The organism is Massilia arenae (assembly GCF_008014745.1).
Lineage (GTDB): Bacteria > Pseudomonadota > Gammaproteobacteria > Burkholderiales > Burkholderiaceae_D > Telluria > Telluria arenae.
In genome coordinates this window covers 1-24247 of record NZ_VPFD01000048.1, presented here as the reverse complement: position 1 = coordinate 24247, position 24247 = coordinate 1, and the positions used below count along the sequence as shown (strand labels likewise).

Genomic DNA, 24247 nt, shown 5'->3' with positions numbered 1-24247 from the left:
GTGTTGGGGGGAAGCGGTCAGCCGCGCACGAAGGCCAGCAGGTCGGCATTGACCTGGTCTTTATGGGTGTCGGTCAGGCCGTGCGGCGCGCCCGGATACACGATCAGCTGCGCGTGCGGGATCAGGCGTTTGGAGGCGCGCCCGGCGGCGTCGATCGGCACGATCTGGTCGTCGTCGCCGTGGACGATCAGGGTCGGGATCGTGAACTTCTTGAGGTCTTCGGTGAAGTCGGTTTCCGAGAACGCCTTGATCGAATCGTAGGTGTTCTTGTGGCCGCCCAGCATGCCCTGCATCCACCATGACTGGATCAGACCTTGCGAGACCTTGGCGCCGGGCCGGTTGAAGCCGTAGAACGGGCCGCTCGGAACGTCCAGATAGAACTGGGAGCGGTCGGCCAGCTGGGCGGCGCGCAGGCCGTCGAACACTTCGAGCGGCAGGCCGCCCGGATTCGCCTCGGTCTTGAGCATCAGCGGCGGGACCGCCGAGATCAGGCCGGCCTTGGCGATGCGCGCGGTGCCGTGGCGGCCGATATAGCGCGCCACTTCGCCGCCGCCGGTCGAAAAGCCGAACAGCACCGCATCCTTGACGTCCAGGTGCTCAAGAAGCTCGGCCAGGTCGTCGGCGTAATGGTCCATGTCGTTGCCGTCCCATGGCTGGCTCGAGCGGCCGTGGCCGCGGCGGTCGTGGGCGATGCAGCGGTAGCCCTGGCCGGCGAAGAAGATCATCTGCGATTCCCAGCTGTCCGAGTTCAGTGGCCAGCCGTGGCAGAACACGATGGGCTGGCCGCTGCCCCAGTCCTTGTAATAGAGTTCGACGCCTTCCCTGGTGGTATAGATGGTCATGCGGGTTTCTCCCTGGAGTGGATGTGGTTGACGGAAAAGCTTGGCAGCCAGTGTATGCAGCGCCGGGCGCCGGCAGGTAGTGAATGATCGTGAAGACCCGTGCGCAGCCCGGCGGCCGCGCACCGTTTCACGAGAATTCACCCGCGGCGTCGTCCAGGGTGAGTAGACTCGAATTTCCAGCCCGACAACACCTGACAGAAGGAAGAGCCATGGACTACACCATCGATATCGCCGTCGCCGACGGCAGCTTCTCCGCCCACGTCGCGCGTCCGGACCAGGCAAGCGGGCCGGCCCCCGTGGTGGTGGTCTTGCAGGAGATATTCGGAGTCAATGCCGGCATCCGCAGCATCGCCCATGAGATGGCCGGCCACGGCTTCATCGCGCTGTGCCCGGACCTGTTCTGGCGCAGTGAGCGCGATCTGTCGATGAGCGAGGGCGAGCCGGTGCACCAGGAACGTGGATTCGCCCTGTACCGCGCCTACGACTTCGACCAGGGCGCCGGCGACGTCGTCGCCGCCATCGCCGCCGCGCGCAGCTTGCAAGGCGGCTCGGGCCGGGTTGGCGTGATGGGCTACTGCCTGGGAGGCTTGCTGACCTACCTGGTGGCCGCAACCGGCGCCGCCGATGCGGGTGTGGCCTACTATGGCGGCGGCACCGAGCGCTTTCTGGAGCGCGCCGCGCGGATCGACACGCCGCTCCTGATGCACCTGGCCGAAGAAGACGAATACATCGACAAGCCAGCCCAGGCCGCGATCCGGGCCGCCCTCGCGGACCGGCCCGACGTCACGATCCACGGCTATCCGGGCCAGTCGCACGCGTTCGCGCGCCCCGGCGGCGCCCATTTCGACCGGGCGTCGGCCGAACTGGCCAACTGGCGCACGCTGGCCTTCCTGCGCAAACACGTGGGCTGAGCTGTTGCGTATTTACTTCTTGTCATCAGGCCGGCAAAGATTTAAGGTAGTGGTATCGACGCGCAATACCGTGCGCCATTCCGTGCGCCTGACCGATCGCATGCATACCGATACCTCTACCGCGCCGCCACCACCACCGCCGTCCGCCGGCATGCAGCACGCCGGGCTGGCGCGGGGCGGGCCCGATTACACTTTCGGGCGCTTTGCTCTGTACCCGGCGCGCAAGCTGCTGGTGCGCGGCGAAACGCCGGTGCCGCTCGGCGGACGCGCGTTCGACCTGCTGGTTGCGCTGATCGCACGCGCCGGCCAGGTGGTCAGTCACCACGAACTGGTCGCGGCCGTGTGGCCGCGGTCCGTGGTCGAGGAAAACGGCTTGCGGGTGCATATGTCGGCGCTGCGCAAGGCGCTCGGCGAGAATCCGTCCGAGCAGTACATCCTGACCGTGCCGGGACGGGGCTACCGCTTCGTCAAGAGCGTGGCGGCCGGCCCGCTGGCGCCGCTGCGTGGCCGGCGCCCGGGGCGCCTGGTCGGGCGCGCGGCCCTGCTGGAGCGGCTCGCAAGCAGCCTGGCGCCGGGCCGGGTGACGACTCTGGTCGGCCCCGGCGGCAGCGGCAAGACGGCGCTGGCCCATGCGGCCGCGCAGGCGCTCCATGATGCCGACGGTTGCCACGTAATCGACTGCGCCGGCGGCATCGACCCGGCGGCCATGCACTGCCGCGCGCTGCGCGAGCGCCAGGCCCTGCTGGTGCTCGACAACTGCGAAGGCGCGTTGCCGGCGGCGGCGGCCCTGGCCGCGCGCCTGGCCGGCGCGGACGCGCGCGTCACGGTCCTGGCCACCAGCCGCGCGCCGCTCGGCGTCGGCGGCGAGTGGGTGGTCGGGGTGCCGCCGCTGGACCTGCCCGGGCCGGATGACGCGCTCGATTGCGGGCAAGCGCTGGCGTGGCCCGCGATTGCCCTGTTCGTCGAGCGCGCCGAGGCCAACAGCAGCCGCTTCGAGCTGACCCCGGCCAACTTGGCCTGCGTGGCCGCACTGTGCCGCCAGCTGGACGGCCTGCCGCTGGCGCTCGAACTGGCCGCCGCGCGGGTGGAGGCGCTGGGCGTCGAGGGGCTGGCGGCGCGCCTGGAGGACCTGTTCCTTCTGTTGACGCGCAGCCGGCGCCTGGCCGGTCCGCGCCATGCCTCGCTAGGGGCCATGCTCGATGCCAGCCATTGCCTGCTGGACCAGGTGGAGCGCACGCTGCTGCGCCGGCTGTCGGTGTTCGCGGGCGCCTTCGCGCCGGAGTTGGCGCTGAGGGTGTGCGCCTTCGGTGCGCTTGGACGGGACGAGGCCGAGCGGGCCCTGGCGGCGCTGGGCGCCTGCTCGCTGCTGGTCGCCGAAGACGGCGTCGATGGCGCCCGCGCGCCACGCTACCGCCTGCTGAACACGACCCGCCGCTATGCGTCGGCGCAGCTGGCCGCCAGCGGCGAGGCGTGGATCGTGGCGGAACGCCTGCTGCAGACCGCCCCCGACGAACAGGAACAGGAACAGGAGCAGGAACAGAAACAGGAACAGGTACGGAGCGCAGTGTGGGAGTAAGACAGGAGCCGCAGGGCGAGGCGCCCGTCTATGTCTTCGGCGCCTTCCGCCTGCTGCGCCAGGCGCGCCAACTGTTCCTGGGCCCGACCCCGGTGCGGTTGGGCGGGCGCGCGCTGGAGCTGCTGCTGGTGCTGGTCGAGCGGGCCGGCGAAGTGGCCAGCCGCGCCGAACTCGAACGCACGATCTGGCCCGGCAGCGTAGTCGAGGACAGCTGCCTGCGGGTGCATATCGCAGCGCTGCGCAAGGCGCTCGGCGACGGCCCCGGCGCCTCGCGCTATATCGCCAACGTGCCCGGGCGCGGTTACAGTTTCGTGGCGCCGGTGGTCGCGCTGCGCCTCGATGCCGAGGTCGATGCCGATGCCAGTGCGGCGCCGCCCGCCGGCCCGCGCCCCTTGCCGCTGCGGATGACGAGCGTGCTGGGACGCGAGGACGTGATGGAGCAATTGCGGGCACTATTGCCGCGCTGCCGCCTGGTCACCATCGTCGGCCATGGCGGCATCGGCAAGACCACGCTGGCGCTGTCCCTGGCCGGGCAGCTGCAGGATGGCTATGCCGACGGCGCCTGCTTCGTCGACCTGGCGCTCTTGAGCAGCGCGATCCAGATTCCCGATGCGCTGGCCGCCAGCCTTGGCCTGGAGCCGGATGGCGAGGGCGTGCGCGCGCTGCTGGAGCGCTGGCTGGCGCCGCGCCGCATGTTGATCGTGCTGGACAACTGCGAGCACCTGATCGAGGCCGCGACCTCGCTCGCCGAATGCCTGCTGCGGCTGCCCCCCGGGATCGACGTCGTCGCCACCAGCCGCGAACCGCTGGACGCCGACGGCGAGTGGGTGCTGCGACTGGGGCCGCTCGCCTGTCCGCCCGACGATCCCGCCTTGAGCCTCGAACAGGCGCTGCGCTATCCGGCCCTGCAGCTGCTGGCCAGCCGGGCCGAGGCCGGGATGGATTCCTTCCGGCTTGGCCAGGCCGAGCTGCCGGCTGCCGTCAAGCTGTGCCGCCGGGTCGACGGGGTGCCGCTGGCGATCGAGTTCGCCGCCGCCCAGGTGGGCCTGCTGGGCGTGCAGGGCGTGGTGGAGCAGCTGGGCGACCGCCTGCGCCTGCTCGGCAGCGGGCGCCGCACCGTGCTGCCGCGCCACCGCACCCTGCGTGCGCTGCTCGACTGGAGCCATGAGCTGCTGTCGCCCGACGAACAGCGCGTGCTGCGCCACTGCGCGCTGTTCGTCGGCCCGTTCTCGCTCGAGGCGGCGCTGGCGGTGGTGGGCCCCGGCGCCGCCGGCTGCATGATGAGCTGCCTGCTGGACCTGGTGTCCAAGTCGCTGGTCGCGGCCGACACCGGGGGACCGGACGCGCGCTTTGTGCTGCTCGGGATCACCCGCGCCTATGCGATCGAGCGCCTGGCCGAGGATCCCGAGCGCAACGCGCTGGCGGCGCGCCACGCGCTGTACACCCTGGGTCTGCTGGACGAGTGCGAGCGCGCCTGGAACACGCTCGACCATGACGCATGGCTCGCTTGCGCCAGCCATGTGGTGGGCAATCTGCGCGCCGCGCTCGACTGGGCCTTCGGCCCCGGCGGCGAGCGCGCGCTGGGCGTGCGCCTGGTGGCCGCGCCGGCGGTGTTGGGCGCCGGCCTGTTCGGCGAGCGGGAACTCGAGCGCCACGTGCGCGCGGCGCTGGAAGCGATCGGCGCCGGAACCGCCGCCGACCCGCTCGACGCGGCGCGCCTGCACACCGCCATCGCCGGCGGCGTGGTCGGGGACTGGAAACCCTGGCTGCGCGCAATCGGCCAGGCCGAGGCCGGCGGACAGCCGGAAGCCCTGGCCGAAGCCCTGTATGTCTGCGCCGTGTGCTGCCTTGGCGCCGGCCTGTATCGCAGCGCCCACGAACACGCGCTGCACATGGCGCGGGTGGCGGCGCAGGCGGGGCTGGCGCGCACGCTGGCGGTGGCGCGGCGTCTGCCGGCCGCGAGCCTGCACATGCTGGGCGAGCATGAGGCGGCGCTGCGCCTGGCCCGCCAGCAGCCTGCGACCGTGCGCGCGCCGCTGCGCCTGGCCGGGCCGGTCGGCGCCGACATCGTCCGTGGCGCGCTGCTGGCGCGCACGCGCTGGCTGCTGGGCGAGGGGCGCGCGGCGGCGGCACTGGCGCGCGACCTGCTCACGCTCGCGGCCCGCGACGGCGCGCCGGCGTCGCTGGCCTGGACCCTGGCGCTGGGCGCCTTGCCGGTGGCCTTGTGGCGCGGCGACGACGCCTGGGCGCGCGAGTTGGCCGGCCAGCTCGAAGAGCATGCCGAGCGCCATGGCTTGGCCTACTGGAGCGACTGGGCAAGGCTGGCGCGCCAGGTGCTGGTGGCCCGTTCGGGCCGCATGGAGACGCTGCCCCACGCCGCCTGGGGCCTGGACGCGGTCCAGGGCGACCATCTGGTGACCTGGCTTGGCGCGAGCGCCGGCGCCGGGCTGGATGCGGCGGCGCAGCGCTGCGCCCAGGGCCAGGTCGGCTGGTGCGCCGCCGAGGTCTGGCGCGCCAGCGGCGAACGCCTGCTGCCGGGAGCGGGCGCGGCAAGGGCGGCCGAGGCATTGTTCGAACGGGGCCTGGCGGCTGCCCGCGCCCAGGGCGCGCTGGCCTGGGAGCTGCGCTGCGCGATCAGCCTGGCCCGTCTGTGGCGTGACGCCGGCGACGGCGCGCGGGCAGGGGCACTGCTGCAACCGCTGGTGCTGGCCCTGGGCGACGGTCATGACGGCGCTGACCGGCGCGCTGCCTTGCTGCTGTTGCAAGACTTATGGCGCTGTCATCGTTAGATATGGATGAGTATTGAACTGCTGAGCTGACCCGCGGTCCAATCCTGGTCGTCATCGATCGGGAGCGCACGATGAAAGCGCCGAAGTTTGAGAAGCTGTTCGCCCAGCTGCCCCAACTGAATCAGCCGCAGCGTCAGCAAGTGCTTGCCGCCCTGCATCCGGCAGCCGGGCTCGACCGGGTGGTTGCCCTCATCGGCGAGATCCGGTCAAAGGGGCGGTGCTGCCCGGATTGCGGCTGCGAGCGTTGCCACCGGCATGGTCATGCTAACGACCTGCAACGCTTTCGCTGTTGCGCATGCGGACGCACCTTCAATGACCTGACCGGCACGCCGCTGGCGCGGCTCAGGCACAAGGGCAAGTGGCTCGATTATCTGGACACGGTGCTCGATTCGCGCACGGTCCGCTCTGCGGCCAAGCGGCTCGGCGTGCACCCGAACACCACGTTTCGCTGGCGCCACCGCTTTCTCGACCGGGTCAAGGACGACCGGCCCGAGCGCCTGGTCGGCATCGTCGAGGCCGACGAAATGTTCCTGCTCGAATCGCAGAAGGGGGCACGCAAACTCAATCGCCGGCCGCGCAAGCGTGGCGGTAGGGCCGCCCTGCGCGGCATTTCGCACCACCTCGACTGCATCCTGGTGGCGCGCGACCGCAGCGGCCAGACCATCGACGCCGTGACCGGTCGCGGCGCCTTGAAGGCGTCCCAGCTGGTCAAGCACCTGCTGCCGAAACTCGATCCCCAGGCGCTGCTGATCACCGACGGCAACGCCGCCTACACCGCCTTCGCCCGTGCCCATGACATTGCGCACCAGGCCGTTAATCTCAGTGCCGGCAAACGCGTCCGCAACGGCGCCGAGGGCGCCATCCACGTTCAGAATGTCAATGCCTATCACCGGCGCTTCAAGGAATGGCTGGCGCGCTTCCGTGGCGTAGCGTCGCGCCGGCTTCCCAACTACCGGGGCTGGCATTGGGCGCTCGATGGCGGGAGGGTTACATTCGTCGAGCAATTGCTGTGTATTGCATTCGGGGTCATCAACAGATAACGGTGACAGCGCCAGACTTATAGCTCACCAGGATTTCACACTTTTTAACATCGGCCGCTTGATCCAAGTCATATGATCTTGATCATAAGATTGACAGCGGAGGTGGTTAATGGAGACGGAAGGCGAGCTATCGTTCGGCCCCTTTACGCTGTCGCTCGACCGGCGCGAACTGCGCCGGGACGGGTTTGCGCTGCCGCTCGGCGCCCGTGCGCTGGAACTGCTGGCGTTGCTGGCCGGGCGCGCCGGCGAGGTGGTGGGCAAGGACGAGATCGTCGCCCGCCTGGCGCCCGGGACCGACATGGAGCAGGGCCGGTTGCGCGCCCACGTCGCCGCTGTGCGTCGCGCGCTCGGGGACGGCGAGGATGGCAGCCGCTACATCGTCAACGTGCTGGGGCGCGGCTATGTGTTCGTCGCCGCCGTGCGCCGGGCTGCACCGGCCGCCTTGCCGAGGGTCGCGGGGCTGCCGGACGGCTCTGCGCCGCTGCTGGGTCGGGGGGAGACGATTGCTTCCCTGGTCCGCATGGTCGGCGAGCGGCGCCTGGTCACGGTTGTCGGTGCCGGCGGCCTGGGCAAGAGCGCGCTGGCGCTGGCGGTGGCGCGCCATATGGCGCCGCAGTTCGATGGCCGCGTGGCCTACCTCGACCTGGCGCGGTTGGCCGACGGCGCGCGGCTGGCGGGCGCGGTGGCGGGCGCAGTGGGGCTTGCGGCCGACAGCACCGCGCCAGTCTTGTGCGCTGCCCTGGCCGGGCGGCGCCTGCTGCTGGTGCTGGACAACTGCGGCCACCTCGCCGATCCGGCGGCGCTGCTGGCCGAGGCGCTGCTCGAAGCCGCGCCCCGGCTGCACCTGCTGGCGACCAGCCGCGAGGCGCTGGACCTGCGCGCCGAATGGGTGCACCGGCTGGCGCCATTAACCTTGCCGGCGGCGCTGGAACTGTTCGCGCTACGGTGTGGGACCAGGCTCGATCCAGCCGGCCGGGCGCAGACGGCGCAACTGTGCCGCCAACTGGACGGCAACCCCTTGCTGATCGGCCTGGCCGCGGCGCGCGCCAGGACCGGCGGCATCGCGGCGCTGGCCGGCGCGGGCGATGCGCCATGGGGCGCGGGCGCAGAGGCGGAAGGACGCCACCGTTCGGCCGACGCCCTGCTGGACTGGAGCTGGCGCCTGCTCGCGCCGCGCGAGCGCGCCGTCCTGCAGCGTCTGTCGGTGTTTCGCCGGAGCTTCACCCTCGACGAAGCCGCCAGGGAGTGTGCCTGCCCAGAGATCGACGGCGCCGCCGTGAAGTGGTGCCTGTCGGGGCTCGTGGCCCGCTCGCTGGTCGAGGTCGATTATGGGCGGCACGGGGTGCGCTACCGCCTGACGAACGCCACCCGCCACTACGCCAGCGATGGCCGTCACGCCGTCGTGACCTCGTCCGTGGAGCGCATGTCGGCATAGGCGAATCCGAGTGCCGCCATGAAGGCGGCATGGGCGTGCGCCGCCGGCACCCTGACTCCGCCGAATTCCAGGTCGCGCGAGGCGCAGGCATCGTGCACCACCGTGACCTTGAAGCCGAAATCGTTGGCGGCGCGGCTGCAGGCGTCGACGCACATATGGCTCATGGCGCCGCAGATCACGACTTCGTCGACCTGGTGGCCGCGCAGGATGTCCAGCAGCGCGGTGTCGCGGAACGAGTTGATGTGGTGCTTGAGCAGCACCGGTTCGCCCTCGACCGGCGCGGCCGACGGGTGGATCGCGGCGCCTTCGGAACCGGGCGCGAAGAACGGCGCGCTGGCGGCGTCGGGGAATTCGTGGCGGATGTGGACAATCGGCGTGCCGCTGGCCCGGTAGTGGCGCAGCAGGCGGCCGACGTTGGCGCTGGCGGCGTCCATGTTTGCCAGCTCCCAGCGGCCGTTCGGAAAATAGTCGTTCTGGACGTCGATGACGATCAGTGCCTGCTTGCTCATGGTGGTTCCTCGTGGTGGTTGTGGTGATGGTGGTGGTTGCTATTGGTTGACCTTGCCCGGCAGCGTCAGTTTCCCCGACGCGACCTTGAACACGTCCGCCACGCACAGCAGCGGACTGTGGACGCTGGCATTGACCCGCAGCGCCGCCGTGACGCCGTCGAAGCTCGCCGCCTCGACCGCGCCGATGTCGTCGAACGGCACCTTGACCTCGAGCGAGTCGGCCTTGACTACCGGGTGCCAGCCGGGGCTGTCGAGCAGGATCGGAAACCCGGGCCAGGTCTTGGGCAGGCGCGGTTTGGCGCCCTTGGGGATGTCGACCACCTTCAATGCATCCTTGCCGCAGGCGTCGTCCTTCGTGAGCACCACCCAGTGCGAGTGCCACAGGTTGCCGTCGTTGCCGACGTCGCCGTCCCCGTTCTCGTCGTACAGCGGGGTGTCGTCGAAGTCGGGGTGGGAGGTGACGGCGAAGGCCAGGATCCCTGCCTTGCTCTCGAACCCGACTACATAGGGGTCGATGGTGGTCGGCCAGACGTAGGAAAACACGGCGCTGCCGCCCAGCTTGCCGGTCTTGGTCGGATAGGTCTTGCCGGCCTTGCCGGACACCGCGATGTGGAAGGTGGCGACATTGCCCTCGGTGGCAATTTTTGTGTGGACGATGTCGTAGTCGGCCTTCACGCCCTTGGCGGCGGGAGTCTTGATGCCCCCTGTATGCGCCTTGGCGCCCTGGTGGGCGGCGGCCGTGGAAGCGGCGCCGCAGGGGGCGAGGGCAAGGGCGGCGGCGAGGATGGTGCGCGTGGCGGTCATGGAGGCTCCGTATGGGTGGGGGCATTGGCGGCGGTCTACTGCTGCAACTGCCATCGAGCTTAGTCGGGCCGCGGGGCGCCGGTTGTAAAGACGTGTGATGAGATGTGTCGCGCGGACATCGGTGCAACCAATGGGAGAGATGGGGCGGCTTGCGCCGGATCGAACGCACGCCATTTCACAAGGATTTACTGTGGCGGCCCGCGGTCTGACCTTAGTATCGGTGCATCGCCGGAGCGATCGTGCATCCGGCATCCACACGGGAGGGCGTCATGAAGGTCAGGGATTCCGTCGTACTCATCAGCGGGGCGAACCGGGGGCTGGGCCGCGCCTGGGCCCGGCTCCTGCTCGAAGCCGGCGCGCGCAAGGTGTATGCCGGCGCCCGCGATCCGCGCGGCATCGATATGCCCGACGTCATTCCGCTCGAGCTCGACATCACCGACCCGGAGCAGGTGCGGCGCGCGGCCGCCGAATGCGGCGACGTGACCTTGCTGGTCAACAATGCCGGCATCGTGCGCGGCGGCCACGTGTTCGACGACGAGGCCGTCGACCGCGCGCGGCAAGAACTCGACACCAACCTGTTCGGCACCCTCGCCATGTGCCGCGCCTTCGCGCCCATCCTCGTCGCCAACGGCGGCGGCGCCATCGTCAATGTGTTGTCGGTGCTGAGCTGGATCAGCATCCCGGGCGGCGCCACCTACGCCATGTCGAAGGCGGCCACCTGGTCGATGACCAATGGCGTGCGCATCGCCCTCAGGCCGCAGGGCACCCAGGTGGTCGGCTTGCACGTGGCCTTCATGGATACCGACATGACCGCCGGCATCGACGCACCGAAGGCGTCGCCCCAGGACGTCGTGGCCCAGGCCATCGCCGCCCTCGAGGCGGGACAAGAAGAAGTGCTGGCCGATGCGCTCACGCGCGAGGTCAAGCGCGGCCTGTCGCTCGAGCGCGGCGTCTACCTCGATGCGGCCGGCTGAATACATTGACACAAGGCGGGCGCCATCGGGCGGCCGCATCGAATGGGAACTGACCGATGAGCATCTCAAGGAGTGGCGCGAAGCAGCGCGGGAACGCAGCGCGACAGCAAACGAGCGGCGATCCGCAGGTGTCTACGGCCCCGCACCAGGAAGCAGCGCTCGATGAAGCGCTTGCCGAATCCTTCCCGGCCAGCGACCCTGTGGCCGTCTCGATCAGCACGGCCGCTCCGGGGGCGAATCCGCGTCTTGCACGATCCTCCGAACCGCCATCCTGAGCCTCAAGCGTGCGCCTTTTCGGCACGGCTGACTCTACACTTGGTACTCGTTATCGGAGCACACACGGTCACTTTTCCGCACGGTTTTTCCATGATCTTGCAGGCAGGCGACCGCCACCCGAGAAGGAGTTTCTACCGTGTCGACCACCATCACCGTCAACGGGAACGCCGTCGCGCTGCCGAGCGACCCGCGCGTCTCCCTGCTCGATTTCCTGCGCGAGCACCTGCACCTCTGCGGCACCAAGAAGGGCTGCGACCAGGGCGCCTGCGGCGCCTGCACCGTGCTGCTCGACGGCGAGCAGCGCATCCTGTCCTGCCTGGCCCTCGCCGTGCAGTACGGGGGCCGTGCGATCACCTCGGTCGAGGGCCTGGCCACCGACGGCCAGCTGCATGCGCTCCAACAATCCTTCATCGAGCATGACGGCTTCCAGTGCGGCTACTGCACGCCAGGCCAGATCTGCTCGGCACTGGGCATGGAGGCCGAGCTGCGGCGCGGCGTGCCGAGCTACGTGACCGAAGACATCGGCGCCGAGACCGTCGCATTCAGCGAGGACGAAGTGCGCGAGCGCATGAGCGGCAACCTGTGCCGTTGCGGCGCCTACAACGGCATCGTCGCCGCGGTGACCGAACACCATGTGCAACTGCACGGCAGGGCGGCAACCGGGGAGGCCTCATGAATCCGTTCACCTTCGCCCGCGCGCACGATGCACAGGACGCTGTGCGCCAGGGCGCGGCGGCGGGCAGCCGCTATCTTGGCGGCGGCACCAACCTGGTCGACCTGATGCGCGAGACCATCGAGCGGCCGGCGCAGCTGGTCGACGTCAGCGGCCTGTCGCAGCAGATCGAAGAGCGTCCCGACGGCAGCCTGCTGGTCGGCGCGGCCGTCAGGAACACGGCGCTGGCCGAGCACCGCGCGGTGCGCGAACGCTTTCCGTTGCTGTCACGCGCCATCGCTTCCGGCGCCTCGGGCCAGATCCGCAATATGGCCACCGTCGCCGGCAACGTCCTGCAACGCACCCGCTGCACCTATTTCTACGACCGCGACGGCGCCCACTGCAACAAGCGCAATCCGGGCGAGGGCTGCGATGCGCTCCAGGGCGTGCACCGCATGCACGCGGTGCTGGGTGCGTCGAGCGCCTGCATCGCCACACATCCATCCGATATGTGCGTGGCGCTGGCCGCGCTCGACGCCGTGGTCCACCTGGAGGGCATGAGCGGGCCGCGCCAGGTGCCGTTCACCGCTTTTCACCTGCTGCCCGAGGACCATCCCGAGCGCGAGACCGAACTCCACCCCGGCGAGCTGATCACGGCGATCGAGATCCCGGCGCTGGCCTTCGGCGCCAATTCCACCTACCGTAAGGTGCGGGACCGCGCCAGCTATGCCTTTGCCCTGGTCTCGGTGGCGGCCGCGCTCGACGTTCGGGACGGCGTGGTCAGCGACGTGCGGTTGGCGCTGGGCGGCGTCGCGCACAAGCCGTGGCGCGCCTCGACGCTGGAGCAGATGCTGCGCGGCCAGCCGGCCGATGCCTTCCACTTCGAGGCCGCGGCGCGCGCCGAGATGGCCGACGCTACGCCCTTGCGCGACAACGCGTTCAAGATCCCGCTGGCGCAGCGCACGATAGTGGCCGTGCTCGACCGCCTGGCCACCGCGCATTCCTGAGGAGCGAGAGCATGAAGATCGTGCAGAACATCCAGAAGGCCGGCCAGGCGATCATGCAGAAGGCGGTGGCGCTCGCGCCCGACCGCTACGGAGCGAAAGGCAAGCCAGACCCCCTGACGTCCAGCGACGATCCGCTGATCGGCGCGCCGGTGTCGCGCCTGGACGGCCCCGTCAAGGTGAAGGGCGAGGCCAAATATGCCGCCGAGTTCGCGCTCGACGGCATGGTGCATGGCGCCCTCGTGTACAGCACGGTGGCGAAGGGACGCATCGCCGCCATCGACGTCGCCAGGGCCGAAGCGGCGCCCGGCGTCGTGCTGGTGATGAGCCACCTGAATGCCCCGAAGATGCAGCCGCCGCCGCCGCTGATGCGCGAGCCGCTGGGCGGCAGCGGGGACGCATTGCCGGTGTTCCAGGACGACAGGGTGCACTGGAATGGCCAGCCAGTGGCCCTGGTGCTGGCGGAGAGCCGCGAGCAGGCCGACCATGCGGCGTCCCTGGTGCGCGTGCGCTACGACGTCGAGGATGGGGTGACCAGCATGGAAGCCGCGCGCGCGGCCGGCGTCAAAGTGGCCGAATTCATGGGGGCGCCGTTGCAGAACGTCATCGGCGACGCCGAGGCCGCGCTGGCGTCGGCCGCGCAGCGGGTCGACCAGCTCTACCGCACCCCGCGCCAGAACCATCACGCGATCGAGCTGCACGCGGTGACGGTCGCCTGGGAAGGCGACGTCCTGCGGGTCCACGATGCCACCCAGGGTGTCGTCAATGCCGCCTTCACGCTGGCCCAGGTATTCGGTATCGCGCAGGAACAGGTGCGGGTCACGTCGCCCTTCGTCGGCGGCGGCTTTGGCGGCAAGCTGGTATGGCGCCACCACCTGCTGGCTGCGGCCGCGTCCAAGGTGTCCGGCAGGCCGGTGCGCATCATGCTGTCGCGCGAAGGCGTGTGCCGCGCCGTCGGCGGGCGCACGACGACCGAGCAGCGCGTGGCCATCGGCGCCGACCGCGACGGCCGCATCGTATCCCTGATCCACACCGGCGTGGCGGTGATGACCGAATACAACGCCATGCCCGAGCCGTTCATCCACAATGCGCGCGTGCTGTATGCGGCCCCCGCCATGAAGCTCGAGGTGCAGGCGATGAACATGAATATGGTCGCCAACGTCCCGATGCGCGCGCCGGGCGAGTCGGTCGGCTCGTTCGCCCTCGAGAGCGCAATCGATGAGCTGGCCGAGCAGCTGGGCATCGATCCTATCGTGCTGCGCCGGCGTAACGAGCCGGTGCAAGACCCGACCGAGGGCACGCCGTTCTCGTCGCGCCACCTGATCGAGGCCTATCGCGCCGGCGCCCAGGCCTTCGGCTGGCAGGAGCGGCACACAAAGCCACGCATGCGCCAGGAAGGCGAATGGCTGGTCGGCCTGGGCTGCGCGACCGCGGTATTCCCCTACTATCGGATGGAAGGCGGGGCGGCCCGCATCGTCCTGTCGCGCGACGGCCATGCGCGGGTGTCGGTCGGCGTGCACGAGATGGGGATGGGGACGGCCACCGCCCAGACCCAGCTGTGCGCGGTGCGGCTGGGGCTGCCGATGGAACAGGTGAGCTTCGATTATGGCGACTCGGCGCTGCCGGGCGCGGTGCTGGCCGGCGGCTCGCAGCAGACGGCCGTGGTCGCGGCGGCGGTCAAGGCCGCGCACGCGGCGCTGTGCGCCGAGCTCCTCAAGCTGGCCGGTCGCGAATCGCCGCTGGCGGGTTTGAAGCCTGAACAGGTGCGTTCGCGCGACGGCGGCCTGTGCAAGGTCGACGATGCCGATCGCTGGGAAAGTTATGCCGACATCCTGGCGCGGGCCGGGCGCGACGAGGTGGAGGTGACGGCCAAGGCGGCGCCGTCGCAGGAGAGCGAGCACTGGTCGATGCATTCCTATGGCGCGATCTTCTGCGAGGCGCGGGTCAATGTCGTCACCGGCGAGCCGCGCGTGACGCGCCTGCTCGGTTCCTTCGACGTCGGCCGCATCCTCAACGCCAAAACCGCCGCTAGCCAGCTGCGGGGCGGGATGATCATGGGCCTGGGCGCGGCGCTGATGGAAGAGACGCATCTTGACGAGCGCAATGGCCGCGTGGTCAATGCCAGCCTGTCGGAATACCACGTGCCGGCCCACCTGGACGTGCCGGAGGTCGAGGTGATGTGGCTCGATATCCCCGATCCGCATGCGCCGGCCGGCATGCGCGGGGTGGGCGAGATCGGCATCACCGGCACGATGGCGGCGATCGCTAACGCCGTCTACAACGCCTGCGGCAAGCGGGTGAGGGAATTGCCCATCACGCTCGACAAGCTGATGTGAGGGAGGTCGTCGCCCGGTAACTGCCGGGCGATGACGCCTGCCGCGGAGTTTATTGCGATATGCGCAGGATGGCCGAAGCCAGGCGCGAGAAGCAGGGCGTCAGGTCGGCGTCAGTGGCGGCGTAGCAGTACATGCCGATCGGCTGCTTGGGGTTCTGGCAGCGCTTCGGGGCATCCACCGAATTGGCCATGCATTTGAGGATCATCTCGCCGGTATCGCCGTCGAAGTCGCCCGCGGTCTTCAATTTCGCGCCCATTCCCAGCGTGAACACGACGATGTTTTGGTCGCGCGCACTGGAGGCGATGGCTTCGACCAGGTTGCGCGACGCACGCTCGACATTGCGGCGGTAAGTGGTGCTGTTGGCAAGGGACGTGCTGCCGATATCGTTCGTGACTTCGCGTGGGGTCTTGGTTACGAGTGGAAATTCGCGCCTGGCTGGATCATTGGGATTCTTCGCGTCGTTATGGGCGTTATACCAGTCGGGCAGGGTGCGCGCGGCGAACGCGTTATTGCGAAACAGCTTGCAATTTTCCTTGACGATGACGTTGTCGCTGTCGTCGAGCTTGCTCAGGCCAAAATTAGCGCTGAGCGAGTCCATCGTGCCGGCGATACTCCGGCCCAGCGTGTCCTTGCAGTCCGCAGCGTTGGTGAAGGACATATACGAGCCGAATGCGGAAGGAGCGCCATCCGAGAAGAAAACGATCACGCGCATGGTCGAACGATTGGCCAGCGGCACCATGCCCAGCTGCTCGCGCGCATTCCACATGCCTTCGACCGATGCGGTCCCGCCGATGAACGGGAAGGCGTTGATCTTGTTGTACATCGTCGTGCGTTCGAATCCGCGCCCTGATATCTTGATAGGCACGTCAGTCTCGGCGCCAGATGCAAAGTGGACCAGTGCCACCCGGTCTTGCGTGACGTTGAACCTGCTCAGAAAACTCTTGGCCGAGGTCCGCACGACCGACGCCGAATCGCTCAGGGAGCCCGAGGTATCGATCACCAGCGCCATGTCCAGGTCGTTGCGGATGGTCTGCGCCGCGGCGACCGGGGTCAGTGATTCGAAGCCCATCACCTGCATGATCGACACCGGCATCTTGGCGTCGGCCAGTACGTCGATGATCGCCTGCCCATTTTTGAAAGTAACCGTGGTACTCAGGATCTTCGGTGCCGACAGCAGGTAATTATCTGGAATATTCGCCTTGAAGAAATCTTCCGCTGCTGCTTTGGCGCTGGCTCGCTGTTCGGCCTCATTATTGCCGGTGGTAACCGCACGGGCGCCGGCCAGCGCGGCCGAATCGACTGCGGCGTTCAGGCGCGCCTTGACCAGGTAGGCCAGGCCGCCGTCGATGGCCAGGCCGACCACGCCGAGAAGAACGATCATGGAAATGGCCACCATGATGGCGATGGCGCCGCGCTGCCGGTGAAGAATCGGAGCCATATCAGAACACGCTCATGGAATACAGGTCGGGCCCGAAGACGGGAAGGGCGGAATCTTTGCCGAACGAGAAGGCATTGACCAGCATGTCGAACTTATAGAAGGTCTCGACCACGTACACGATCTCGCCATCGTCGAGTTTACCCGTCAGCACGGCCGCGGTTGGGCGCGACGTGGAGCTGATGCTGGTGCATTTGCCGGCGCTGTTCCACGCGCCGCAGGCATGGATGCGGCTGGTCGGCTGGTAGGTACTCTTGCGGGCGCCAAGGTTGCGCGCGGCGTCGTCCCAGCGGTACTGGTCCAGCACGACGCTGCGCGTCGTGCCCACGCCCATCACGCGCGTGATGTACATCATGCCTTGCTGGTTGACGTTGAGCGGTGGCGCGCTTGCCATCACGGCATAGATGATGTCCTGGCTGCCGTCCTCGAGGTCGATGCTGCCGCGCGCGGCCAGGTTGGCGCCTTCGCGCCCGATATTCGTGATGATGATGTTGGCCTGCAGTGCGCGGGCGCCGTCGATGGCGCACAAGGCCAGGATCACCAGCATCGGTAGCAGTAGGGCGAGCTCGACCGCGGCAACGCCGCGCTGCCGGTAGCGACTTTTCGGTACAGTAGCGACCGTGCGCTCGACTTGGTTATGCGTCATGGGAATATCTCGTTGCGCATGGTCGCCGCGACCGTGAATTGATAGACACCTTTGGTGAAGAAGCTCGACAGCAGCGGCGTCGTCACGGGCCAGCCACAGTCGAGCTGGATGACGACGATGTCGCCGGGCGCGCCGAACATGCCGTTACTGAAGGAGGTGGTCGAGTACCTGGTGCCGTTGACCGAGATCTGGGGATCGGTGCGCTCGTACATGCCGAGCGAGTTGTCCTTGATCTTGGCGATGACGTTGGCATAACGCTGCTGGTTGCCGGTCGCGGATTCCGAGCTGCGGCCCGTGATCGCGAAGCGCGCGCCTTCGCGCACGGCATATTGCATCGTGAGCGTAGCGAAGAACATCATGCTCAGCTCGATGATCGCGACCAGCACCAGCAAGAAGACCGGTGCGATGATCGCCATCTCGACGAGTGTGGCGCCGGACTGACGGCGAGGAGTGGAATACATCGTTACTCTGGCAATTTTACGGAAAGTGGCGTGGAGCATGCGGTAAGCTTCGGGGATTCTACAGGGCAAAAATCATTTCCCGTGTCGCTTTTAAAAATGATTCAACGCCTTTGTCGGCGCCACACAACATGACTTGGTTAGCGAGCATCGTCCCTTCCTTCCTTCGTACCGGCGCCCGCGCGCGCGCCGCACAGCCCGACACCGGGCAACGCGTGGCCGCGGCCGATGCCGAGGTCTGGATGGTGTTCGGCATGCGCGTGCTGCTGTCCGTCTCGGCCCTGCTCACCCTGTATATCGGACCGGGCGGGGTGACGTTGTCGGGCAACTGGACCTGGCTCGTGTTCGCCGCCTACGTCCTGCACAGCCTGACCCTGCTCGTCATCGCCGGCTACCGCGCAGGCTTCTCGCATGGCCCGCTGGTGTACTGGGTCGACATCGCCTGGTACGGCCTGATCGTCTGGGCCAGCGGCGGCACGGCCAGCCCGTTTTTCTCGTTCTTCTTCTTCGCCATCCTGGCCGCCTCGTTCCGCCACGGCTTCGACGCCGGCGCCAAGCTTACCCTCGGTTCGGTCGGCGTGGTGGCCCTGTCGGTGCTGGCCGCCCAGGGCCTGGCCTCGCTGCACATCCTGCTGCTGCGCGCGACCTTCGTGCTGGCGCTTGGCTATATGGTCGCGTTCTGGGGTGGACTGGCGGTCGACCAGCGGCGGCGCCTGGCGCTGCTGCGCGACGTCAGCCGCCTGTCCAATCCGCGCTTCGGGGTGCAGCACACGCTCGATTCGCTGATGGAAAAAATCCTGCGCTTCTATGGCGGCGACACCTGCGTGTTGCTGATGCAGGACAGCCACGAGCGCTGGACCATGAACACGGCCCATCACCCCAAGAGCGGCCGCGCGATCGGCCGCAGCCGTCCCGATGCGGACGACGTCGCGCCCCTGCTGGAACTGGGCGACGGCGCCATCCTGTACCTGGCCCCGCCGCGCCACTTCAATCTGTTCGTACTGGGGGCGGCCACCGCCCTGCGCCAGGGAATCGGCAAGCGCGACTGGCACAGGGCCGACCCCGACGCCTGCGGCCACGTCGCCGACCTGCTGGACGCCGAGGGTTTCGTCAGCGCCTCGCTGCCGCTGCGCAAGGGCAGCGGCCACATCTTCGTCACCGGCGCCCGCCTGCGGCGCAGCGATGCCAGCTTCCTGAAACACATCGTGCAGCAGGCGTTTCCGGTCATCGAAACCATCGACCTGCTCGACCGGCTGGCGTCCGAAGCCGCTTTCCGCGAACGCCAGACCATCGCGCGCGACCTGCATGACAGCACCATCCAGCCCTATATCGGCCTGCGCCATGCGGTGGCGGCGATCCGCAACCAGGCTGGCGACGCCAGTCCAGTCGCGCCCGAGCTCGATCGCCTGATGGACATGTGCTCGGGGGTGATCGGCGACATGCGCGACTTCGCCCAGCGCTTTCGCAGCGGGCGCCAGGAAGAGCCGGAACTGCTGATCGCCTTGCGGCGTCAGCTGCACCAGGTGGAGAACTTCTATGGCCTGGACGTGCTGCTGGAAATGCATGCCGACAGCATGGTCAACGACCGCATGGCGGCCGAGGTGTTCCAGATCGTCACCGAAGGCATCAACAATATTTGCAAGCATACCCGGGCCCGCACCGCCGGCGTGGTGGTCGAAGAAGAGGGCAGCATGCTCGCCATCGATATCTTCAACCCGGCGACCGTGCCGGGGCAGGCGCCGCTGCCCTTCGTGCCGCGCTCGATCGCCGAGCGGGTCCAGGGCCTGGGCGGCAAACTGGAAGTCGAGGCCGACGGCCGCCAGACCCTGCTGCGCATCCGCATTCCAAACTGACAACGACATACTCCAGGGAGACAGATGACCATTCGCATCCTGCTGGTCGACGACCATAAAACCATGCTGTGGGGCCTCGAGCGCCTGATCCAGGCCGAGGGCGATGCCTTCCATCTGGTCGGCAGCGCCAGCGACGGCGCCGAAGCCAAGGCCTTGTGCACGCAATTCAGGCCCGACATCGTGCTGCTCGACCTCGACCTGAAGGGCAGCAGCTCGATCGATTTCCTGCCGGCCCTGCTGGAAAACGGGGCGACCAGGGTCGTGATCCTGAGCGCCAACCGCGACCAGGCTACCCTGGCGGCGGCCGTCAAGGCCGGGGCGCGCGGTGTCGTCAGCAAGGAAGCGCCGACCGACGACGTGCTGGCGGCCGTGCGCAAGGTGCACGATGGCGAGCTGTGGCTCGACCAGTCGCTGATGCAGGTATTGCTGGGTCAGCTGGTGGCCCCGAGTCCGAAAGCCGATCCGGAAACCCAGCGCATCGCCTCGCTGACGGCGCGCGAACGCGAGGTGATCGGCATGATCGTGCAGGGCAAGGGCGCCCTCAACAAGGACCTGGCCGAGCGCGCCTTCATCTCGGAGCGCACCCTGCGCAACCACCTGACCACCATTTACCAGAAGCTGGACGTGGCCAACCGCCTCGAACTGTACGTCTACGCCACCAAGCACGGCCTGTCCTGACCGTGCCCCATGCCGGCGGCCGCTTGGGCCGCCGCGCCCCTGTCAGTCTCTTCCCACAAGGCGTCTAGGACTTATGTCCTAGACCGCCACGGCAACAAGTCCCCCTCAAAAAGGTAGTTTTGACGGATGGCAACAAATTGTCCTGTCCGTAAGATTCAACTCATGCGCTGCGTATCGATTCACACGGTACGGCGGCAAGAGGACAGGAGCGAAAGTGTACGACACCGAACAGAAGCGGGAAGACAATCCGGAGCTGCAATATGAAAGAAGCGGCAGCCCGGCGATGTCGTACCTGGTCCTGAGCGTCCTGCTCGCAGTCGTCTGTTTCATCGCGGCGTTGGCCGTGTGGACGAGCGCATAAAGCCCAACCAATTGACATCACTGAAAGGATTTACCATGAACTTCATCAAAAACCTGATCAAAGAAGAAGACGGCGTCACCGCAATCGAATACGCACTGATCGCTGCCCTGATCGCAGGCGTCATCATCGCCGGCGTCAGCCTGCTGGGCACCAACCTGAACACCCTGTTCGACAACCTGGCCAAGCGTATCGCCACCAAGACCCCAGCCGCAGCCGGCTAAGCGTCGATACAGTGGCCGCCGCGCGGCCCCCATCCGGCACGGACGTTTCGTGCCGGATTTTTTTTGACCGGAGCCCATCTTGACAAGCCTGCCACTCTTCCTGCTGTTTGCGCTGCTCGGCGCCGCCGTCTGGCACGATGTGCGCGCACGCCGCATCCCGAACGCCATCGTGTTTCCCGGCGCGCTGGCGGCGTTTGCCTTGCACGCGCTGCTGCCTGCGGGCGATGGGCTGGTCGGCGCGCAGGTGGGCGGCCTGGGCCTGCTGCAGTCGCTGGGCGGCTGGGGCCTGGGCCTGGCGCTGCTGCTGCCGATGTACGCGCTGCGCATGATGGGCGCCGGCGACGTCAAGCTGCTGGCGATGGTGGGCGCCTTCGTCGGCGTCGACCAGATCCTGGCGGTTGCCCTGGTTACCCTGGTCGCCGGCGGCGTGCTGGCGCTGGTGTTCGCGGCCTGGCAGCGCAGCCTGCGCCGCCTGGTCGGCAACGCCTGGCAGATGGCGATGCACACCACGGCTTCGGCCCTGACCGGCAGCCTCGTCGCGCCGGTGACCCCGCCGCAAGCGGCCAGCGGCCGCCTGCCTTATGCGGTGGCGATCGCCGTCGCCACCGTCGGCTGCATGCTGTGGATCGGCGTGCACGGGAAGTTGCCGCTGTGAGCAACGCCCTGCTGGCCCCGGCCAATGCCCGTGCCCCGCGCACGGTCGACGACACCGGCCTGCCGTTCCTGTTCCTGATCGAACTGGTGTCGAAAGTGCTGCACCAGCGCGGCCAGCTGCGGCTGGCGGAACTGGCGAGTCACCTGAAGCTGAACGTCAGCGTCATCGATCCGCTGGTTGCCTTCATGCGCGCCGAGAAGCTGTGCGAGATCGCCCGCGTCGGCAACAGCGGCACCGACGCCGACCTGTCCTACATCCTGACCGACGCCGGCCGCGCGCGCGCCGCCAATGCCGCCGCCCGCAACGCCTACGCCGGTCCGGCGCCGGTGACGCTGGCGGGCTATACCGCCCAGGTGAAAGAGCAGAGCGTGGCGGCGATGCAGGTCACGCGCGGCGCCATGGCGGCCGCGTTCGACGGCATTGTGGTCAACCCGCTGGTCCTGGACCAGCTGGGCGCGGCGATGAATTCGGGCCGCGCGATCTTTTTGCACGGCCTGGCCGGCAGCGGCAAGACCTACCTGGCCGAGCGCCTGCGCGACCTGCTGGTCGGCACGATCGCGGTGCCGTATGCCCTGATGGTCGACGGCGAGGTGATTCCCTTCTTCGACGCCGTGCAGCACGTGGCGGCCGACGAGGAAAGCACGATCGGCAGCGGCCTGGATCGCGGCAGCGCGCCGGACGCGCGCTGGGTGCGCGGCGTGCGCCGCCCGGCGGCCCTGGCCGGCGGCGAGCTGACGCTGGACATGCTGGACCTGCGCTTCGATGCGCATACGCGCCTCTATCAGGCGCCGCCGCACCTGAAATCGAATAACGGCATCTTCATCATCGACGACCTGGGGCGCCAGCGCTGTACCCCGGAAGCCCTGATGAACCGCTGGATCGTGCCGATGGACCGCAGCGTCGACTACCTCACGCTGCACACCGGCCACAGCTTCCAGATCCCGTTCGACGTGATCGTCGTGTTCTCGTCGAACTTCGTGCCGCAGCGCCTGTCGGACGGCGCCTTCCTGCGCCGCCTGGGCTACAAGATCGAGGTCCCGGCGGCGTCGCTCGGCGAATACGCGGAACTGTTCCGCCAGGCCTGCGCCAGCGCCGGCGTGGAGTTCGACGGCGCCGCCTTCGATTACCTGCTGGCGCGCCATGAGGAACGCGAGGTGCCGCTGCTGGCCTGCTACCCGCGCGACCTGATGCGCCAGCTGCGCGACCTGGCGCGCTATGAAGAACGAACCCCGGAACTGTCGCCCCGCACCATCGACTGGGCCTGGGATAACTATTTTGCCGCCGGCGCCGCCGGCCGTCCCTTAGAGACTGAACGCCGCGACCGCGGCACTGTGGAGTACAACAATGCGTAATTCGAGAGCAATCCTGATCATCGGCGCGGCCTTGCTGCTGGCGCTGGGCGCGGTCGTGATGGCAGCCAAGTGGATGGGCGAGCAGGGCCCGTCGGGCAGCCAGGTGGTGGTGGCCATCGCCAACATCAACCAGGGTTCGCGCCTGGCCCCGACTAGCCTGCAGCTGGCCGAATGGCCGGCCACCTCGGTGCCGCCGGGCGCGATCACCGACCTCAAGGCACTCGAAGGCCGCATCGCGCGCGCCGAGATCCTGGTCGGCGAGCCGATCCTCGAATCGAAGCTGGCGCCGAAAGGCACGCTGGGCGGCCTGTCGTCGGTGGTCAGCGCCGGCAAGCGCGCCATGACGGTGCGCGTCAACGACGTGGTCGGCGTGGCCGGCTTCGCGCTGCCGGGCAACTACGTCGACATCCTGGTCAATATGCAGGCCACCGGCAGCGACCTGTCCGGCGCCGGTTCCGGCGCGATCTCGAAGATCGTGCTGGAGCGGATCCTGGTGCTGGCCGTGGCCCAGGAATCGACGGTCGACGACAGCAAGCCGCGCGTCGTCAATGCCGTGACCCTCGAACTGGCGCCGGACCAGGTGGAGAAACTGGACCTGGCGCGCTCGATCGGCGAACTGTCGCTGGTGCTGCGCAACCAGGTCGACCCGCAGCCGGCGGCCACCGCCGGCGCCACCCGCGAGTCCGTGCTGGGCCTGCCGGAACGCAGCGCCGCCCAGCCGGTCGCCGCACCCGACTTCGAGCCGGCGCCGCGCGCCGCAGCCCCGGTACGCCAGAATGCCGCGCCGCGGACCGACGGCGTGCTCGTGATCCGCGGCCTGGACGCCGCTTCGCAAAGCTTTTGAGTGACGACACCATGATGAACCAACCGAGTAACGAGAAGATGCGCAAGACCCTGCTCGCATCGAGCCTGACCCTGGCCCTGGCGGTGAACGCCGGCCTGGCCACCGCCGCCGACTGCATCGACCTGCGCAGCGATTCCGCCCCGCGCCTGGAACTGGTGCGCGGCAAATCGGTCATCAAGCGCTTCTGCACCCCGGCCAGCCAGGTTACCGTGGGCGACCCGCAAGTGGCCAATGTGGTGGTCCCGAATGCGGGCGAGGTCGTGATCGTGGCGCGCAGCGTCGGCGCCACCAATATGATCGTATCGGGCCGCGACAAGAAGTCGACCGTGATCGATATCGCCGTCGGCATCGACACGGCTGCCCTGCGCAGCCAGTTCGACACGCTGTTCCCGCAAGAGAAGGACATCCGCATTGGCAGCAGCGGCAACGCCCTGATCCTGTCGGGCATGGTGAGCGACGCCGTCGTGGCCAGCCAGCTGGTGGAACTGGCCGGCGCCTTCCAGGCCGCGGCAACGCCGTCCGGCGCCGATGCCGGCGCCAGCGCCGGCAGCCCGTCGCCGGCCGGCGTGGGAGCGCCCGCGGCCGCTGCCGGCGGC

23 protein-coding genes are annotated in these 24247 nt (G+C 68.5%); 17 read left to right on the top strand and 6 right to left on the bottom strand.

The genetic code is table 11. The features are described from left to right. Window positions 1-17: 17 nt before the first annotated feature. Window positions 18-842, bottom strand: coding sequence for an alpha/beta fold hydrolase (locus FVD38_RS25805; RefSeq protein WP_147937412.1), 825 nt, complete (start codon window positions 840-842; stop codon window positions 18-20). A 209-nt stretch (window positions 843-1051) separates the two neighbouring features. Here FVD38_RS25805 and FVD38_RS25800 point away from each other — a divergent pair, with 209 nt between their 5' ends. From FVD38_RS25800 to FVD38_RS25780, 5 genes are all read left to right on the top strand, one after another. After that, entirely contained in the window at window positions 1052-1753 is a 702-nt protein-coding gene (locus FVD38_RS25800; protein ID WP_147937411.1) for a dienelactone hydrolase family protein, read from the top strand. A gap of 49 nt (window positions 1754-1802) precedes the next feature. After that, a complete protein-coding gene (locus FVD38_RS25795) occupies window positions 1803-3329 on the top strand; it encodes a winged helix-turn-helix domain-containing protein (RefSeq protein ID WP_147937410.1) in 1527 nt (508 codons plus the stop codon). After that, window positions 3320-6118 (top strand): ATP-binding protein, encoded by a 2799-nt coding sequence (locus FVD38_RS25790; protein WP_147937409.1) that lies wholly within the window; start codon window positions 3320-3322, stop codon window positions 6116-6118. The genes FVD38_RS25795 and FVD38_RS25790 overlap by 10 nt, the downstream gene beginning before the upstream one ends. Window positions 6119-6189: 71 nt before the next feature. Further along, window positions 6190-7158, top strand: coding sequence for an IS1595 family transposase (locus FVD38_RS25785; protein ID WP_147937408.1), 969 nt, complete (start codon window positions 6190-6192; stop codon window positions 7156-7158). 109 nt (window positions 7159-7267) lie between these two features. Next, window positions 7268-8593: an ATP-binding protein gene (locus tag FVD38_RS25780; protein ID WP_147937407.1), complete on the top strand. Its 1326-nt coding sequence runs from the start codon at window positions 7268-7270 to the stop codon at window positions 8591-8593. Here the strand turns inward: FVD38_RS25780 and FVD38_RS25775 are convergent. Beyond that, complete coding sequence (locus tag FVD38_RS25775) at window positions 8551-9102, bottom strand: cysteine hydrolase family protein (protein WP_147937406.1); 552 nt, start codon at window positions 9100-9102, stop codon at window positions 8551-8553. The genes FVD38_RS25780 and FVD38_RS25775 overlap by 43 nt on opposite strands. 39 nt (window positions 9103-9141) lie before the next feature. Continuing rightward, window positions 9142-9906 carry a hypothetical protein gene (locus tag FVD38_RS25770; protein WP_147937405.1) on the bottom strand — a complete coding sequence of 255 codons (765 nt, stop codon included), beginning with the start codon at window positions 9904-9906 and terminating at the stop codon, window positions 9142-9144. Between the two features lie 269 nt (window positions 9907-10175). Between FVD38_RS25770 and FVD38_RS25765 the strand changes: the two genes are divergently transcribed. The 4 genes from FVD38_RS25765 (at window position 10176) to FVD38_RS25750 (ending at window position 15148) form a co-directional block, all read left to right on the top strand. Continuing rightward, the gene (locus FVD38_RS25765) at window positions 10176-10880 is read left to right on the top strand and encodes an SDR family oxidoreductase (RefSeq protein WP_147937404.1); all 705 of its coding nucleotides are present in this window, start codon (window positions 10176-10178) and stop codon (window positions 10878-10880) included. A 412-nt stretch (window positions 10881-11292) separates the two neighbouring features. Continuing rightward, window positions 11293-11832, top strand: a complete 540-nt coding sequence (locus FVD38_RS25760; protein WP_147937403.1) for a 2Fe-2S iron-sulfur cluster-binding protein — start codon at window positions 11293-11295, stop codon at window positions 11830-11832. After that, on the top strand, window positions 11829-12815 hold the full coding sequence (locus tag FVD38_RS25755; RefSeq protein ID WP_147937402.1) for an FAD binding domain-containing protein: 987 nt from the start codon (window positions 11829-11831) through the stop codon (window positions 12813-12815). Before FVD38_RS25760 ends, FVD38_RS25755 begins: the two co-directional genes overlap by 4 nt. 11 nt (window positions 12816-12826) lie before the next feature. Beyond that, complete coding sequence (locus tag FVD38_RS25750) at window positions 12827-15148, top strand: xanthine dehydrogenase family protein molybdopterin-binding subunit (RefSeq protein WP_147937401.1); 2322 nt, start codon at window positions 12827-12829, stop codon at window positions 15146-15148. Between the two features lie 49 nt (window positions 15149-15197). Here the strand turns inward: FVD38_RS25750 and FVD38_RS25745 are convergent, their stop codons facing one another. The 3 genes from FVD38_RS25745 to FVD38_RS25735 are packed head-to-tail and all read right to left on the bottom strand — an operon-like array spanning window position 15198 to window position 17690. Next, window positions 15198-16586, bottom strand: coding sequence for a vWA domain-containing protein (locus tag FVD38_RS25745; protein WP_147937400.1), 1389 nt, complete (start codon window positions 16584-16586; stop codon window positions 15198-15200). A 1-nt stretch (window position 16587) separates the two neighbouring features. Then, on the bottom strand, window positions 16588-17229 hold the full coding sequence (locus tag FVD38_RS25740) for a TadE/TadG family type IV pilus assembly protein (protein ID WP_147937399.1): 642 nt from the start codon (window positions 17227-17229) through the stop codon (window positions 16588-16590). After that, the gene (locus FVD38_RS25735; RefSeq protein ID WP_147937398.1) at window positions 17226-17690 is read right to left on the bottom strand and encodes a TadE/TadG family type IV pilus assembly protein; all 465 of its coding nucleotides are present in this window, start codon (window positions 17688-17690) and stop codon (window positions 17226-17228) included. The genes FVD38_RS25740 and FVD38_RS25735 overlap by 4 nt, the downstream gene beginning before the upstream one ends. Window positions 17691-17818: 128 nt before the next feature. Here FVD38_RS25735 and FVD38_RS25730 point away from each other — a divergent pair, with 128 nt between their 5' ends. The 8 genes from FVD38_RS25730 to FVD38_RS25700 form a co-directional block, all read left to right on the top strand. Next, window positions 17819-19540: a sensor histidine kinase gene (locus FVD38_RS25730; protein WP_147937397.1), complete on the top strand. Its 1722-nt coding sequence runs from the start codon at window positions 17819-17821 to the stop codon at window positions 19538-19540. Window positions 19541-19564: 24 nt separating this feature from the next. Next, complete coding sequence (locus FVD38_RS25725; protein WP_147937396.1) at window positions 19565-20218, top strand: response regulator; 654 nt, start codon at window positions 19565-19567, stop codon at window positions 20216-20218. A gap of 214 nt (window positions 20219-20432) precedes the next feature. Beyond that, the gene (locus FVD38_RS26605; RefSeq protein WP_183407439.1) at window positions 20433-20579 is read left to right on the top strand and encodes a hypothetical protein; all 147 of its coding nucleotides are present in this window, start codon (window positions 20433-20435) and stop codon (window positions 20577-20579) included. A 35-nt stretch (window positions 20580-20614) separates the two neighbouring features. Beyond that, window positions 20615-20800 (top strand): Flp family type IVb pilin, encoded by a 186-nt coding sequence (locus FVD38_RS25720; RefSeq protein ID WP_147937395.1) that lies wholly within the window; start codon window positions 20615-20617, stop codon window positions 20798-20800. A gap of 79 nt (window positions 20801-20879) precedes the next feature. Continuing rightward, window positions 20880-21455, top strand: coding sequence for an A24 family peptidase (locus FVD38_RS25715; protein WP_147937394.1), 576 nt, complete (start codon window positions 20880-20882; stop codon window positions 21453-21455). Further along, entirely contained in the window at window positions 21452-22807 is a 1356-nt protein-coding gene (locus FVD38_RS25710) for a DUF8689 domain-containing protein (protein ID WP_147937393.1), read from the top strand. Before FVD38_RS25715 ends, FVD38_RS25710 begins: the two co-directional genes overlap by 4 nt. Then, window positions 22800-23651 (top strand): Flp pilus assembly protein CpaB, encoded by an 852-nt coding sequence (gene cpaB / locus FVD38_RS25705; RefSeq protein ID WP_147937392.1) that lies wholly within the window; start codon window positions 22800-22802, stop codon window positions 23649-23651. The genes FVD38_RS25710 and cpaB overlap by 8 nt, the downstream gene beginning before the upstream one ends. Before the next feature lie 11 nt (window positions 23652-23662). After that, window positions 23663-24247 (top strand): pilus assembly protein N-terminal domain-containing protein (locus FVD38_RS25700; RefSeq protein ID WP_229494007.1); only part of this gene is annotated, 585 nt, incomplete at its 3' end.